Source organism: Arthrobacter crystallopoietes (genome assembly GCF_002849715.1).
In the GTDB taxonomy this organism is placed as follows: domain Bacteria; phylum Actinomycetota; class Actinomycetes; order Actinomycetales; family Micrococcaceae; genus Crystallibacter; species Crystallibacter crystallopoietes.
In genome coordinates this window covers 2,963,414-2,978,600 of the sequence record NZ_CP018863.1, presented here as the reverse complement: position 1 = coordinate 2,978,600, position 15,187 = coordinate 2,963,414, and the positions used below count along the sequence as shown (strand labels likewise).

Annotated in this window: 10 protein-coding genes and 1 pseudogene; 6 read left to right on the top strand and 5 right to left on the bottom strand. The window is 67.9% G+C overall.

Annotation, left to right across the window (positions count from 1 at the left end; all coding sequences use genetic code 11):
* Positions 1-24: 24 nt before the first annotated feature.
* The 3 genes from AC20117_RS13980 to AC20117_RS24165 all read right to left on the bottom strand — a co-directional run bounded on the left by AC20117_RS13980 (position 25) and on the right by AC20117_RS24165 (position 6,052).
* Positions 25-1,863 (bottom strand): DUF5719 family protein, encoded by a 1,839-nt coding sequence (locus AC20117_RS13980; protein ID WP_179951885.1) that lies wholly within the window; start codon positions 1,861-1,863, stop codon positions 25-27.
* Between the two features lie 2 nt (positions 1,864-1,865).
* Positions 1,866-5,381, bottom strand: coding sequence for a glycosyltransferase family 2 protein (locus AC20117_RS13975; protein WP_335644091.1), 3,516 nt, complete (start codon positions 5,379-5,381; stop codon positions 1,866-1,868).
* Between the two features lie 116 nt (positions 5,382-5,497).
* Positions 5,498-6,052, bottom strand: a complete 555-nt coding sequence (locus tag AC20117_RS24165) for a WhiB family transcriptional regulator (protein WP_074699214.1) — start codon at positions 6,050-6,052, stop codon at positions 5,498-5,500.
* A 421-nt stretch (positions 6,053-6,473) separates the two neighbouring features.
* Here AC20117_RS24165 and AC20117_RS13965 point away from each other — a divergent pair, with 421 nt between their 5' ends.
* On the top strand, positions 6,474-7,175 hold the full coding sequence (locus AC20117_RS13965) for a TIGR03089 family protein (protein ID WP_074699215.1): 702 nt from the start codon (positions 6,474-6,476) through the stop codon (positions 7,173-7,175).
* A 200-nt stretch (positions 7,176-7,375) separates the two neighbouring features.
* Here the strand turns inward: AC20117_RS13965 and AC20117_RS13960 are convergent.
* Positions 7,376-7,867, bottom strand: a pseudogene (locus AC20117_RS13960) (GtrA family protein); the annotation flags it as partial.
* A 171-nt stretch (positions 7,868-8,038) separates the two neighbouring features.
* Here AC20117_RS13960 and AC20117_RS13955 point away from each other — a divergent pair.
* From AC20117_RS13955 to AC20117_RS13935, 5 genes are read left to right on the top strand one after another with little or no spacing between them, the layout of a single operon-like run.
* Complete coding sequence (locus AC20117_RS13955; RefSeq protein WP_074699216.1) at positions 8,039-9,232, top strand: 5-(carboxyamino)imidazole ribonucleotide synthase; 1,194 nt, start codon at positions 8,039-8,041, stop codon at positions 9,230-9,232.
* Positions 9,229-9,741, top strand: coding sequence for a 5-(carboxyamino)imidazole ribonucleotide mutase (gene purE / locus AC20117_RS13950; protein WP_074699217.1), 513 nt, complete (start codon positions 9,229-9,231; stop codon positions 9,739-9,741). The genes AC20117_RS13955 and purE overlap by 4 nt, the downstream gene beginning before the upstream one ends.
* Positions 9,738-11,411 carry an LCP family protein gene (locus AC20117_RS13945; RefSeq protein ID WP_083339536.1) on the top strand — a complete coding sequence of 558 codons (1,674 nt, stop codon included), beginning with the start codon at positions 9,738-9,740 and terminating at the stop codon, positions 11,409-11,411. The genes purE and AC20117_RS13945 overlap by 4 nt, the downstream gene beginning before the upstream one ends.
* A 56-nt stretch (positions 11,412-11,467) precedes the next feature.
* On the top strand, positions 11,468-12,742 hold the full coding sequence (gene manA, locus AC20117_RS13940; protein ID WP_074699218.1) for a mannose-6-phosphate isomerase, class I: 1,275 nt from the start codon (positions 11,468-11,470) through the stop codon (positions 12,740-12,742).
* Positions 12,743-12,774: 32 nt separating this feature from the next.
* Positions 12,775-13,824, top strand: a complete 1,050-nt coding sequence (locus tag AC20117_RS13935) for a lipid II:glycine glycyltransferase FemX (protein ID WP_074699219.1) — start codon at positions 12,775-12,777, stop codon at positions 13,822-13,824.
* A gap of 312 nt (positions 13,825-14,136) precedes the next feature.
* On the opposite strand, the gene glpX is transcribed toward AC20117_RS13935, so the two are convergent.
* Positions 14,137-15,174 (bottom strand): class II fructose-bisphosphatase, encoded by a 1,038-nt coding sequence (glpX, locus tag AC20117_RS13930; protein ID WP_074699220.1) that lies wholly within the window; start codon positions 15,172-15,174, stop codon positions 14,137-14,139.
* Positions 15,175-15,187 lie beyond the last annotated feature (13 nt).

The following is a 15,187-nucleotide window of genomic DNA, read 5'->3' as shown; positions in this document are numbered from 1 at the left end:
AGCTGCCTCCGTAGCCCGGCTGCCTCAGTAGCCCAGGAAGACCGGCACGCTCTGCCGGCCCTGGGTTCCCGGCGGAACCGCCAGCACCGAAATGTTCGGCGAGCCCCCGGTGAAGACTACCTGCGACCCGTAGACCGGATCCCCCGTCGCGCCGATCAGGAGTGCGGCCGGGTCCGCGCCGCCGGCCATCGGATTCAGCGAGACGGTGCTTCCGCCCGGCACATCGAGCACCCGCTCGCTGCCGAGCTGGCCGTTCGCGCCGACCGGCGTCACGCTGACCTTTGCATTGCCCTCCGGCGCGATGAAGGAGAACCGGGAGCTGACGCCGCCGGGCACAATGGCCAGGTGTTCGCTGCCCAGCCGGTCCGTGGACGGAGCCCAGCCGAAATCCACCGGGTCGCCTTCGCCCGTGCCCCGGCTCACCCGGGCCGAAGCCACCACGGACACGTCCGAGGTCACCTGAACCGAGTACGTTCCCCCCGGAAGCGAGTCGAGCGGGATAGCGGAGACCGTTCCGGCCGCGACGTTGAAGACTCCGCCGCCGGGCAGTGCCACCTGGCCCTTCGAACCGAAAACGCGTACTTCCACCGTCGCGTCGCTGGCACCCGGGACCACCACGTTCAGGGCGGGCGAGGCATTCTCGTACCCGGCCTGCCCGCGGATCTCCTGCGCAGTTTCCTCGTCCTGCACCGCAATTCCGGTGAGCACTTGGCTCAGGCCCGCGCCGGCCGAAGGCTGCAGCAGCTCCACGCCGCCGGGCGTCAGTTCGCGCAGGACGCTCTGCTGGATGGCGCCTACAATCGGACCGCCGGAGGAACTGACATGCACGGCCAGTGATTCCTGGTTCGCGGCCAGACCCGCCAGCACGATGGACTTCGATTCGCCGGGGGCGATGAGCAACCCGCGGCTGCCGGCGGCCTGGATCGGCCCCTCGGCACCGACGAGCTCCAGGTCCACGGTGGACGCGGTTTCGGTGGCATTGTACAGGTTGAGCACGGCGCTGCTGCCCACCGTGGTGGAGGCACCGAGCAGCCAGAAATCGTTCGACGGCATCGCGCAGTTGGCCGCCGCCAAGCCGCGGAGGTCGCCGTCTTCGGCGGTGTAGGTCATCGTCGCCCCCGCCTGCGGATGCTGCTGCCCCATCGGCTCCACCCTCAGCACGATGGCCGCGGAAATGTCCTGGCTCGGCACCACCTCGGCCAGGACCTTAGTCTCCCCTGCTTCGCTGCGGCCGGTGCTGCCTGCCTCACCGGTGAACTCCGCGATCTCGCGCAGCGGCGAGTCCGAACCCAGTTCGAACAGTGCGCTACCGGGCACCGTTCCGCCCAAATCACTAAGAACGACGGCGCGTGCCCGGGTTTCCGCCGTCGTGGAGACAGGGCTGAACTCGGGATCCACCTCTTCGGCCGAGCTGTCCAGGAGTTTCAGCGGTTCGGGGCAGGCGCCGGTGTACTCACCGGCCGGGACGGCGGCCGAAACGGGTGGCAGTTCGGCGGCGGCCCGGGGTGGTTGCATGACGCTGCCGGCCACAATGCCACCGGTGCCGAGTACGAGGATGCCCAGCCCGGCCGCAAGGCCAACCAGGCGGCCGTTCTTCTTCCGGGCTGGCGGTTCGTCCTCGCGTCCGTCCGGGCGCGGCGTTGCATCCGCCGTCGTACTGGCGGCGGGAGCGGAAGCGTTCCTTTTGGCGGCCCGGGCCGAACCTGCGGCCGATGCCTTTGCTGCCGCTGCCTCTTGGGCCTTGGCGGTCTTCGTGGCGCGGCGCCCCTTGCGGGTCCCGCGTTCGGCCTTTCCGGCTGCAGCGTCCTGCGGATCGGCAGGCGCGGACTGCTCGTCGGGCTGGTTGTCAGGCTTGTCTGCCATGGCTACGGTTCCTTCCCTGCCGTGGCAGGTGCCGTGTCGGCGTGGTGCCTGTCGGCGCGGTCGATCTCGTGTGCGGCCATCCGCAGTTCTTCGGGGCTGCTGTCCGTGCCGGTGGTCATGATGTGGTCGATCCGCCGGGGAACGAAGCGCCGTCGGGACGGGATCGGGATGGCCAGCAGGACGGTGATGCCGAGGAAAATGATCTGCACAATGGCTACCCAGATGCCCCACGGGTTGGTGTAGCTGATCCGCAGTTCGCCGCCGGCTTCGGGCACCTTGAACGCCTGCGCCCAGCCGTTCTCCGCCTGCTCGAGCGGCTGGCCGTCAAGGGTTGCATTCCAGCCCGGGTTCATCCGCTCGGCTAGAACCACCATGCGTCCGGCGTTGCCTTCGGGAATGGTGGTTCCGGCACTGGTCCAGGAGGACGGCACCGTCTGCAGCAGTGCTCCGGTACTGTCGATCACGCGCACCCGGCTGGTCAGTGTGCTGCTCGCGTCGCCTTCGCCGCTCCGGTCCGGCACCACACGCCACAGCCAGCCCGAATCCGTGCGTCCCACGGCGCTGAGCCCGGGGACGGCGTCGATCCTGTTGGCCAGCAGTTCCGCGGAACTGTCTGTCTGCTGCAGCACCACAAAGCCGACGCCGAGCCGCGCCAGTTCCTCCCGCGGGTCCACTCCGGTGCCGGCGGCGATCACGGCGACCGCGTTCCGGGCGGCCGCGGTGGCGTCGTCGTCCTCCCGCCGTTCAGCGTCGAAGATGCCGCCGGTAATGGAGCGGGCGGCGTAGATCGGGGACAGCTGGTCCATGGTGGTGCCGCCGCTGTGCATCACGGCGGCGCTGATCGAACCGCTCTCGCTGCTGAGCACCAGCGAGCGGGTGCGTTCCGGCCCGGTCCCCCGGTCCGTGGCCGTGGCCGGCAGGATCCGTGCCTGGCTCGGCTCAAGCTGCATCTCGGTGCCGAAGTCGGTCAGCGGGCGCCCTTCAGCGGCGATGGTTTCCTCGGCGATCAGCTGCGGCAGGAGCCAGTGCGCCAGATTCAGCACGGGGCCGGCAGCCAGAACAACGACGGCGGCAACGGCTATGGCACGGAAGGCACCTTTGCGTTCCTTCCGCGGCTCGTTCAGGGTGTGCAGGCGCCGCAGGCCGCTGTCCCCGCCGATCAGGGCGGCGGCCGTGAGCAGGAACAGCGCCAGCGAAACGAACGGGCCGGTGAACGGAGGCACCATGGCGCCCGGGGCGATGGCGGTGGCGATCATGGCGGAGACCCAGCTGGCGGCCAGGGCCACGATCGCGCCCAGCCAGGACAGCCGGGCAACGACGGCGCCGCGGCTGGGAAGGAGCAGACCGACGGCGGCCAGCACGAGCATGGGAACGCCGGTGATCAGCGCGAAGACCAGCGCCCACGGGCCTTGGCCGAGGGACTCGAGGAAGCCGAAGGCGCCCAGCCCGGCGGTGGCATCGAAGGCCACGGGGAAGCCCATGACCTGCTGCCAGAGCGGCGCGCCCTCGAAGAACAGCGGCACGCCCGGGTCGCCGAGCAGTGCCCGAGGGGTGTCCATCGCGGCCAGGAGCATCGGCAGGGCGAGCGCCAGGGGCGGCACCAGTGACCACCACACGGTTTTGGCGCGCCGGCCGCGCTTGAGGCAGATGATGCCGACGAAAATGATGAAGACCGGCAGCAGCGCCGGGGCGGAAGCGGTGATCACGGCCAGGCAGAGACCAGCGGCAGCGGCCGCGGTCCAGGACGGGATGCCGTTGATGCCGGGTTTGTGGATGACCTCGGGCCGGGGCTTGAGCGGATCCGGGTTCAGCCGCTGCACCGCGGAGCCGGAGGCGCGGACCAGTCCCAGCACGGCCCACGGAATCATCAGGTGGGCGATCAGCGCGCCGATCCGGCCGGAGCCGAGGGCCACCTGGAGAGCCGGCAGGGTGGCCCAGAAGAAAGCGACCCAGAGGCGAAGCGAGCGGCGCTGGGTGAAGGCGCCGGCGGCCATCCACGCCGCGAGACCGGCCAGCGGCATCGCCAGCAGGATCAGGGTGAGGACCGCGGCCGAACCGTTGCCCAGCGCGAGGATTGCCAGCACGGCCAGGACATAGCCGAACGGATCGCCGTGGCCGGGCATGCCCGAGCCGAGACTGATCCACCAGGTCGAAGCGTTGTGCCAGATTTCGGCCAGGTCCGCGGAGACCGGAAGCAGGGCGCCGCCGGCCAGCGCCGGAACGCCGAGGAAGCCGAACATGCCGATGATGGATACGAGTGCCAGAACCAGCGTGGCGGCCACGGCACCGGTGCCGACCCAGGTGCGCAGCGGCGAGGCCATGGAGGCGAATTCGTCGGAACCGCCCGTGGGCTCGTAGCTGCCGGTGGTGTCGGTGCCCGTGCCGTCCCCCAGCACATGCTCGGCGCTGACGGATTCCATCAGCGAGCGGCGGTAGGCGAAAACATCCTGCCGTTTGACCATCAGCGGCTTGATGATGCTTCTGGACGCCCTGCGGGTGGCGCCGGCCTGCTTGCGTGCCTGCAGGAATTCCCGCGGCCGGAACAGGCCGGACAAGGTGGCCAGGAGTTGCCGCAGTCCGTGGCCGGGATCCTTGGCAACGGTGCTGATGATGAAGCTGAAGAAACCGCCAAGCAGCGTGCCGATCCACAGGAACGGCAGCTGCCACCACGCCGCGTGCTTGAGCCGCAGGTGGATCTGGGACCGCCGGGCCGCCATGGCTGCGGCATGCGGATTGCCGCGTGAGGTTGCATGCCGCATTGCCGCCGTCGGCACCACGACCACGCGGTTGCCGGCCAGCCGGTTGCGCCAGCAGAGGTCTACGTCGTCGCCGATGCCGGGCAGTGCCGGGTCGAACCCGCCCAGTTGCTCGAAGGCATCGCGGCGGATGAGCATGCCCGCGGAGTTCACGGCGAAGAAGTCGCTGCGGCCGTTGTACTGGCCCTGGTCCATCTCGTCCAGGTCGATCATGGTCAGCCGTTCGGCGCCGCGCGTTACCGTCAGACCGACGTCGATCAGCTTGCGCGGATTCTCCCAGTCCACCTGCTTGCAGCCGGCAACGGTAACCGACGGCGCGGTCTCCACGGCGAGCAGCAGTTCTTCCAGCGCGTCCGGTTCCGGGGCGGAGTCATCATGCAGCAGCCACACCCATTCCTGCACGCGGCCGCTTGCAACAGTTGCGGGTGTAGCGACGCCGGAAGCAGCAGTGTCCGTGCCGCCGGGAGCCGCGGCGGCCTCGCGGGCAGTCCCCGCCGCAGCTTGGGAATCCCCCTGGCCTGCCGCGGCCGGGCGGGAAGCCTCCGCCAAGGCGTCCGCCTGGCCCGAATGGGCGGACACGGAGCCGGCAGGCGCAACCGAGGCCGGGACGCCGTCGTCATTCTTCTGGTTCTTCAGCTCGTCCAGGGCAACGCGCACCGCCGTGCCGAATCCGGCCCGGGCAGAAGCCTTGACCACGGGGCTGCCCGCCGGCAGCGTCTGTTCCAGGAGCGAAACCGAGGCGTCGGTGGAGCCGGTGTCCACGCCGATGTGGAAGTCGGCCGGCCGGGTTTGCGCGTTGAGGGCAGCGAGCGTCTCGGGCAGGTATTCGGCACCGTTGTGGGCGACAACAACGGCGGTAACGCGAACTTGCTGGTGAATTAGACTGCCCGCTTCCTTAGGCGTCGGCGCTCGCGCTCCGAAAGGCCGCCCCAGATTCCAAAGCGTTCGTCATTGGCCAGGGCATACTCCAGGCACTGCGCGCGTACGGTGCACGCGCCGCAGACCTTCTTTGCGTCCCGGGTCGAGCCGCCCTTTTCGGGGAAGAATGCTTCGGGATCCGTCTGGGCGCACAAGGCATCCGCCTGCCAGCCCAGCTCGCCCTCATCGTCAAAGTCCGAGCCGAATCCGGGCAGACCGATCCAGAGGGGCTGTTCTTTCGGCGGCGCGACTTCGTGCAGCATGCGCGGCGCGGCCAGTTCACGTGTTTCGTCGGCCTGCAGATCCTCGACGTCCGCAGCAAGTGCCTGATGCGCGGCGAGAAATGCGGTGGCCTGGTTTTCCAGAGACTGCTGGCTTGTTTCGTGGTAGCGCTCTGCCGCCGCGGGATCAGCCGGATCCACATACCAGTCCGCTGGTACGCCGCGGGAACCGTACCGGACTGAAGCCTGTGCCTCTAATTCCGTACGGTCCGTTATACGCTCTGCCTGCCCCATGAGCCCTCCCGGTGTCGTTGTCCCAGCGTGGTGCCAGATATGCAATGGCCTGATAACAGCCGCTGCGTCTTCATTGCTGTTACAAATCCGATACCTAATTACATTGGTGTAAGTCGTGCAAGTCAAGCCAAAGCGGGAATCTTATCGACTCCAACGGCAAAAAAGCGTGTACGCCACGCCCGAAAGCGTGGGCCGGGTTGCCGGGCGCGCCGGAAAGCCCGTCATCTCAAGGAATACGCAAGCTGCTGCCCAATTTACTACTCGTGGCCGCTGGTGTCAGCGGGCGGATGTGATCTGTGGAAAGCGGGCCGGATGCACTGACTTTATGCACCGATGCAATCCACCCCGATGTCGCTCAGGCGCCTGCCGGATACGCTGGAACCACGCCGTTACCGAACCGACCCATCCTCAAGGAGCATCCGTGCATTCAGTGAGCACCATCGACCAGCTGCTGGCAGTCCTGCGCCCGGACTCCTCCCCCGCGCTCATCTGGTACGGCCCGGATGGCGAACGAGTCGAGCTGTCCGGCCGGGTGCTGGACAACTGGGTGGCGAAGACTGCAAACCTGCTCTCGGAGGAACTGGACGCCGAGCCCGGCACGGTCATCCGGCTGGCGATGCCGCCGCATTGGCGGTCCGTGGTGTGGGCACTGGCCGGCTGGCAGACCGGCGCTACCCTTACCGTGGACGCTGCCGGGGACGACGGCACGGAGCCCGACGTCGTCGTCAGCAATGACGTGGACCAGCTGGGCGACGGCCCGGCGTACCAGGTTGCGGTGGCCGAGGGCGCGCTGGCGCTGGGCTGGCCGGGCGCCCTACCCGAGGGAGTGCTGGATTACGCGGCCGAAGTGCGTTCCTACGGCGACGTGTTTATGGGGATGGGCTCGGCCGAGAACTCGGCAACGGCTTTGGAGTACGAGGGCGGCTCGCTCACCTTTGATGCGCTGCTGCACCGGGAGCCAGCCAGCCGGAACCTGCTGATTCCCACGAAGTCTGACTGGTTCACCACGCTGACCGAGGCCGTGGCTACCTGGCTCGGCGGCGGAACCGTGGTGCTGTGCCACCAGTCCGTGCACGACACGGCCAAGCTCGTGGCCAACGAACGGATCACCGAACAGCTCTAGGCCGGCGGCTGGGGCCGGCGGCGGCCGGGGCCGGCCACGTGTCCGTCGCGGGCATGACTGCCGCCGAGCTGATCGTCAGAGCGGAATCCGTCACGCTCATGCTCACTTGACCTGATTCCACCGGCCGCGGTTCCGCCGCCCGCAGATCCGCCCTGCCCGAGGCCGCCGCTTTCTTCACCGCAGTCATGCCCAGCACCGGCGTGCTCGTGCTCGAAGATCTCGTGGTCGTGGGCGAACTCCGGCTCGGCGTCCAGCTCGGCGTTGAAGACCAGGAAGCGGTAGGCAAAGAAGCGCATGACCGTCGCCACCACGGTGCCGAAGATGCCCGCGATGAGCAGCTCGGTGCGGCCCTCGATGTCCAGCGGGTACTTGGCGATCCAGACACACCCGGCCGAAATGAGCATGCCGATGACGTTAATCACTACGAACATGATCAGTTCGCGGACGGGATTGGGCTGGCGCCGATCGCGGAACGTCCAGTAGCGGTTTGCCACCCAGGAAAACAGCGTGGCCACCGAGGCCGAAACCAGGCGGGCCTTGACCTCACTGTCCGACATGGGACCGTTGATCAGCCACCAGTAGAGGCCGTTGTCGATGACGAATGCCACGCCGCCGACGGTCCCGAACTTCGCCACCTCCCGCCAGAACAGGGAGATGAGACCCCGGATGCGGTCGGCGATCGTTATGTGCATGAGCTTCAGCGGGATCCTTTTCCTCAGGGTAGCGCCGGTTAGGCACCGAGGGCCCATTCTAGGTCGGGTGGCTGAATGTTTCCTAGGACATCGGCCCGCGTCAGCGAAGGTTAGCAGTGCCGCACGGCCGGGGATAGGGCTATCGGGGATGTGGTTCGGTACGCTAACTACGTGACTTTCCCAGTAATTGGCGTTGTTGGCGGCGGCCAGCTAGCCCGCATGATGGCCCCCTGTGCAGTAGCCCTTGGCTTTGAACTCCGAGTCCTGGCCGAGGCCGAAGACGTCTCGGCGGTCGCGGCGGTGGCCAACGCTCCGGTCGGCGACTACAAGGATCTGGACACCCTGCGGCAGTTCGCCCAGGGCCTGGATGTGATGACGTTCGACCACGAGCACGTCCCCACCGAGCACCTGCAGACCCTGATCGCCGAGGGCGTCAATGTCCAGCCGCAGCCGGATGCGCTGATCCACGCGCAGGACAAACTCATCATGCGCGGCGTCGTCGAAAAGCTCGGCCTGCCCAACCCGGCCTGGGCCGCGGTGTCCACCGTCGAAGAGCTGGTCGCGTTCGGCGAGCAGACCGGCTGGCCGGTGGTGCTCAAGACTCCGCGCGGCGGCTATGACGGCAAGGGCGTGCGCATGATTGACGACGCCGGCGCTGCCGCGGCTGCCGCTGACTGGTTCACCGGTACACCGCTGCTGGCCGAGGACAAGGTGGACTTCAGCCGCGAGCTCTCCGCGCTGGTGGCACGCACGCCTTCCGGCGAGGCCAAGGCCTGGCCGGTGGCCCACACCATCCAGGTGGACGGCGTCTGCGACGAGGTCATCGCCCCGGCCCAGGAACTTTCCGCCGAGGTGGCCGAGGCCGCCCAACAGGCCGCCCTGCGCCTGGCCCAGGAGCTCGGCGTCACCGGCGTGATGGCCGCCGAACTGTTCGAAACCCCCGGCCAGGGCCAGGGCTTCGTCATCAACGAGCTGGCCATGCGCCCGCACAACACCGGGCACTGGACGATGGACGGCTGCGTGACCAGTCAGTTCGAGCAGCACCTGCGCGCGGTCCTGGACCTGCCGCTCGGGGATACGGCGGCCCTGGGCGCCGTCGTCGTTATGAAGAATTACCTGGGCGGAGCCAACACGGATCTGTTCGGCGCCTACCCGCAGGCGCTGGCTGCCGAACCGGACGTCAAGGTCCACGGCTACGGCAAGTCCGTGCGCCCGGGCCGCAAAATCGGACATGTTAATGTGGTGGGCCGGCACGCTTCGGACGTGGACGTGCTGCGCACCAAGGCCGCAAGGGTGGCCGCGATCATCCGCGACGGGGCAGACCCGCAGCGCGCCGGGTCAGACCCGCAGGAAGGCAACTTATGAGCGAAAACCCGATTGTCGGCGTCGTAATGGGCTCCGATTCGGACTGGCCCGTGATGCAGGCTGCAGCCGCGGCGCTGGAAGAATTCGGCATCCCGTACGAGGCCGATGTGGTCTCCGCGCACCGCATGCCCGAGGACATGATCCGCTACGGCAAAGAGGCCCAGGGCCGCGGGCTGCGCGCCATCATCGCCGGTGCCGGCGGCGCTGCGCACCTGCCCGGCATGCTCGCCTCAGTCACTACGCTGCCGGTCATCGGGGTTCCGGTGCCGCTGAAGATGCTGGACGGCATGGACTCGCTGCTGTCCATCGTGCAGATGCCCGCCGGCGTTCCCGTGGCCACCGTCTCCATCGGCGGCGCCCGCAATGCCGGGCTGCTGGCGGTCCGGATGCTGGCAGCCGGAACCGATGACCTTGCCGCCCGGCTGCAGCCGCAGCTGGCCGACTTCGCCGCTGAGCTGCGCCAAAGCGCGTACGACAAGGGTGAAGCCCTGCGGGCAAAATTGTCATGACGCCGCGTATCGCCCCACAGGACAGTCCGCGCCGCGGTAACCGCGGCGACGACGGCTACGGCGTCACCGATCCGGTCCGCTACCCGCAGAGCGCGGCGGCTCCGGTACGGACCAAGCGCGCGTTCATCCTGCTGCTGCTGACCCTGTTCATCCCGGGCAGCGCGCAGCTGGTGGCGGGCAACCGCAGCCTCGGCCGCAAGGCGCTGCGGGTGACGTTTACCGTGTGGGCGCTGCTGATCGCCGCGGGCATCGTGGCCCTGGTGAACTGGCCGACGCTGGTCAACATCGCCACCCACCGCTGGGGCTCGCTGGTGCTGGTTATTGTGCTGGCGGCGCTGGCGCTGTTCTGGGCGTTCCTGTTCCTGGACACGCTGCGGATCATCCGGCCCGGCCTGCTCGCGCCGGGGATGCGCCCCATCGTGGCAGTCTGCCTGGTGGCGCTGATGGCGCTGACCGCGGGCTCGCTGGGCTACGGCGCCTACCTGATGAACGTGGGGCGCAGCACGCTGGGCACCATCTTCGAAACCCGCCCCGCCTTCGATCCGGTGGACGGGCGCTACAACTTCCTGCTGATGGGCGGCGACGCCGGGGCCGGCCGTGTGGGGCTGCGCCCGGACAGCATCCAGGTGGTCAGCGTGGACGCCAAGACCGGCCAGACCGTCATGTTCGGCATCCCGCGCAACTTCCAGAACGCTCCGTTCCCGGAGGACTCGCCGATGCACGCGGTGTACCCGGAGGGCTTCAACTGCGGCGACGAGTGCATCATCAACGCGCTCTATGTGGACGTGGAGCAGAACTACGCGCACCTCTACCCGGACGCCAAAAACCCGGGCGCCGAGGCCATGAAGGACGCGGTCAGCGGCATCCTCGGCATCGAAATCCAGGCCTACGCGCTGGTAGACATGGGCGGCTTCGAGGCCCTCGTGGACGCCATGGGCGGCATCACCGTGGACGCCGGCGGCTGGGTGCCCATCTCGAACCGCACCATCCCCGGCACCAACCAGCACTACCCGCCGAAGGGCTGGATCGCCCCCGGCGTGCAGGAGCTGGACGGCTACCACGCGCTTTGGTACGCCCGCTCGCGCGAATTCGCCACGGACTATGACCGCGTGCAGCGCCAGCAGTGCGTGATGTCCGCGATGGTCAAGCAGCTGGACCCTGCCACCGTGCTGACCCGCTTCCAGCAGCTGGCCTCCGCCGGCGAGGAGGTCGTGGAGACGGACATTCCCAGCGAGCAGCTCGGCAGCTTCGTGTCCCTGGCTGCCGATGCGAAGGGGCAGAAGATCAAGCGGCTGACCATCGGCCCGCCGGACTTCGGCACCCCCTCGGACAACTTCGTCACCTTCCCGGACTTCAGCCAGATCCACCCTCGTGTTCAGGAGATGTTCATCCAGGAAGAGGAGACTAAGGACGCTGGCGGCGACGCGGGCTCCAAACCGGACAGCGGTGCGGATTCCGGCGCCGGCGACAACAACGACGGCGGCGCGGACTCCGGCGGCACCGCGGAGGACACTCCGGCTAACGACGGCGGCGAAGCCGCCCCGGCCGAAACACCGGCTGAACAGACTCCGGAGATCACCGAGGAGTACCTGCAGCAGCTGGCCGTCATCGGCGACACGGCAACGCTTTCGTCGATCGTGCGCGGCAACGGGGAATGCTCGGTGCCCTAGGCTCGAAGTCGTCGCACCAGCACGTTCAGATACTTGCATAGAGAAGAGGCTCCACAATGTACCGGCTGACCAATGTTCTGCGACCCTATGCCTGGGGATCGCCGACGGCGATTGCCGAGTTGTTCGGCCGCGAGCCCTCGGGCAGCCCCGAGGCCGAGTTGTGGATCGGAGCCCACCCGGATTCGCCGTCGTCGGTCCATTTGCCCGACGGCGACGAGCAGCCGCTCACGGACTTCATTGACGACGGCCCCGGGTTGGCGCTTGGCGAGAACGCGCTGGCCCTGTTCGGCGCCAAGCTGCCGTTCCTGACCAAGGTCCTGGCCGCCGACGAGGCGCTCTCGCTGCAGGTCCACCCCACGCTGGAGCAGGCCCGCGAAGGCTTTGCGGCCGAGAACGCCGCCAAGGTCCCGCTGTCCTCCCCTGAACGCAGCTACCGCGACGATAACCACAAGCCGGAAATGCTCTTCGCCCTGACGGAGTTCCAGGCCCTGTGCGGCTTCCGGCACCCGCAGGATTCCGTCCGGTTTTTCCGCGGGCTCCATGGCAAGCTCAAGGCCGTCGACGCGGACACCGCCTTGCTGGAACGGGTGATCAAGTCGCTCGAGGGCCCGGACGAATCCGCGGCCATCCGCGGCGCTTTCGTGACGCTGCTCGAAGGCGGCGCCGAGTCCGCTGCTTTGGTCGACAGCACGGCCGGGGTGCTGGCCGCCGTCCCCGAAGAGGAAACCGGGCCGGAATTCGCCGCGGTCCGCTGGCTGGCCGAGCTCTATCCGCAGGACCCGGGCACGCTGATTTCGCTGCTACTGAACCTGACCACGCTGCAGCCGGGCCAGGCGCTGAGCCTGCCGGCCGGTAACGTGCACGCCTACCTGCGCGGCCTTGGCATCGAGGTCATGGCCACCAGCGACAACGTGCTCCGCGGCGGGCTGACACCGAAGCACATCAACATCCCCGAGCTGCTCAAGATCACGGATTTCCGCCCGATCGAGCCGCCCCGGGTGGAACGGAAGCTGACGGACGCCGGCCAGGAACTTTACTGCCCGCCGTTCGCCGAGTTCCAGCTCCAGCGCATCGAGATTAACGACGGCGACACGCCCGTACCGCTGGCGCAGCATGGTCCCGTTGTCGTGCTGGCCGTCAGCGGCAGCGCGCTGCTGGATTCACCCGTTACGGATCTGACGCTGCACCGCGGAGATTCGGCGTTCATCCCGGCCTCGGAGCAGCCCGTGCTGGTCCATCCGGTGCTGAACGCGGACTCCCCCGCCGTGCTTTTTGCGGTCACCTGCGCGGGCAATGCCAGCGAGTTTGCCGAGTTTTATGAAAGTCTATGAAGTTCAGTGAATCAACGAACGGATATCGACGCATGAGTTCCTCCATCCTGCAGTCCGCCGCCTGGGCCGAGTTCCAGCGCAGTCTCGGGAAGAAAGTCTTCGAGTCCACCGGGGACGGCTACTCCTTCCTGGCCATCCACGAGAAGACGCCGCTGGGCAGTTACCTCTACGTGCCGTACGGACCCGCCGCCGAGGACAAGCATGCCCTGACCCGGGCACTCGACGCCCTGGCGGCGCTGGCGAAGGCCGAGGGCGCGCACTACGTCCGCGTGGAGCCGGTCAACGCGGGCCTGGCCTCCGGCCCCGGCACCGACGTGGAGGCCGAGCTGGCAGGACTGGGACTCGTCAAGGCGCCCACCGACATCCAGCCGCACCTGACTTGGATGGTGGATCTGACCCAGGACGAAGACAAGATCCTGGCCGACATGCGCAGCACCAGCCGGAACCTCTACCGGAACATCCACAAGAAGGGCGTGACCTTCGAGATCTCCACCGATCCGAAGGACATCTCCATCCTGCTGGGCTTCCTGCATGACGTTTCGGAGCGGGCCGAATTCAAGGCGCAGTCCGATGACTACCTCACCCGCGCCGCCCAGGCCCTGGTGCCGGCCGGCAACGCGAAGATCTTCATCGCGAAGCTGGAGGGCACCCCGATCGCGGCAGCCCTGTCCTATGACACGGAGACCACGCGCGTCTACGCCCATGCGGCCGCCGACGATACCTACCGCAAGCTCAACGCCGGCATCCCGCTGGTAGTCACCATGATGATGGACGCCAAAGCCTCGGGTATGACCCGCTTCGACATGTGGGGCGTCTCCCCCGAGGACGAACCGGACCATGCCTGGGCCGGCTTCTCCCGCTTCAAGCGCTCCTTCGGCGGCTTCGAGGTGGCCTACCCGGGCTCCTGGGACCTGCCGGTCAACAAGGTGATGCACTCCGCCTACGGCCTTGCCCGCAAGCTGCGCGATACGGCAGTGCCGGCCCTGCACAAAGCACGCACCGCCGCCGGTCCTGCACTGGCGAAGGCACGTTCCGCCGCTGGCCCGATGCTCGACAAGGTGCGCGCCAAGCTCGGCCGCTGACCGCCGACCGCTGAGGGGCTTCCGGCCCCTCAGCGGGTCAGGCAGGCCTCGCCGCCGAAGCGGTCCTTCGCCGTCGTTGTTCGTTGTCGCCCCGCCTAGCAGCCCATGTTTAAAACGTGCCCACAACATCGCCCCAAGTCAGCGCCTTACTGGAATCCAAAACATGGACCGTTAGGCCAGAACATGGGTCGCAACGCGGCTGGCGGGCCCAGCCGGCCACAAGAAAACCCGCCCCGGCCTGAGCCGGAGCGGGTTTTCTTTACGGAACAGCGGCCGCGCCGCCGGAGCGGCAGCCCCCGCCGCCGCGGAAGCCTAGTGCTTGCGCTCGTAGCCTTCCCACTTGTCGGCGCGGTGCTCGCCGTCGACAAAGCGGATGGTGCCGGACTTGGAGCGCATGACGATGGACTGGGTGCGCACCGTGTTGGACGCGTAGCGGACGCCGCGCAGCAGGTCGCCGTCGGTGATGCCGGTAGCGGCGAAGTAGCAGTTGTCGCTGGTGACCAGGTCATTGGTGGTCAGCACGCGGTCCAGGTCGTGGCCGGCGTCGATTGCCTTCTGCTTTTCCTCGTCATTGGTGGGCCACAGCCGGCCCTGGATGACGCCGCCGAGGGACTTGATGGCGCACGCCGTGACGATGCCCTCCGGGGTGCCGCCGATGCCCATCAGGACATCGATGCCCGTGCCTTCGCGGGCGGCAGCAATACCGCCGGCCACGTCGCCGTCCATGATGAAGCGGGTGCGGGCGCCGGCTGCGCGGATCTCTTCGACCATCGGCTTGTGGCGGTCGCGGTCCAGGATCATCACGTTGATCTGGTTGACCTTCTTGTTCTTGGCCTTGGCGATCAGGTGCAGGTTCTGCTTGATCGGCAGGCGCAGGTCCACCAGGTCCGCGGCCTCGGGACCGGTGACCAGCTTCTCCATGTAGAACACGGCCGAGGGGTCGAACATGCTGCCACGCTCGGACACGGCCAGCACGGACAGCGCGTTGTTGATGCCCAGCGCGGTCAGGCGGGTGCCGTCGATCGGGTCCACGGCCACGTCAACCTCGGGACCCGAACCGTCGCCGACCTTCTCGCCGTTGAAGAGCATGGGGGCTTCGTCTTTTTCACCCTCGCCGATCACCACAACGCCGTTGAAGTGGACGGTGGAGAGGAAGGAACGCATGGCGTCCACGGCGGCGCCGTCTGCGGTGTTTTTATCCCCGTAGCCAACCCAGTGGCCGCCGGCGATGGCGGCAGCTTCGGTCACGCGGACGAGCTCCAGGGCCAGGTTGCGGTCCGGCCCATCGTCGGCGACAGCCAGGGACGGGGAAAGCGTTGAATACTGGGCGGCCGGTGCGGCTTTGGACACGAGAACCTCATCT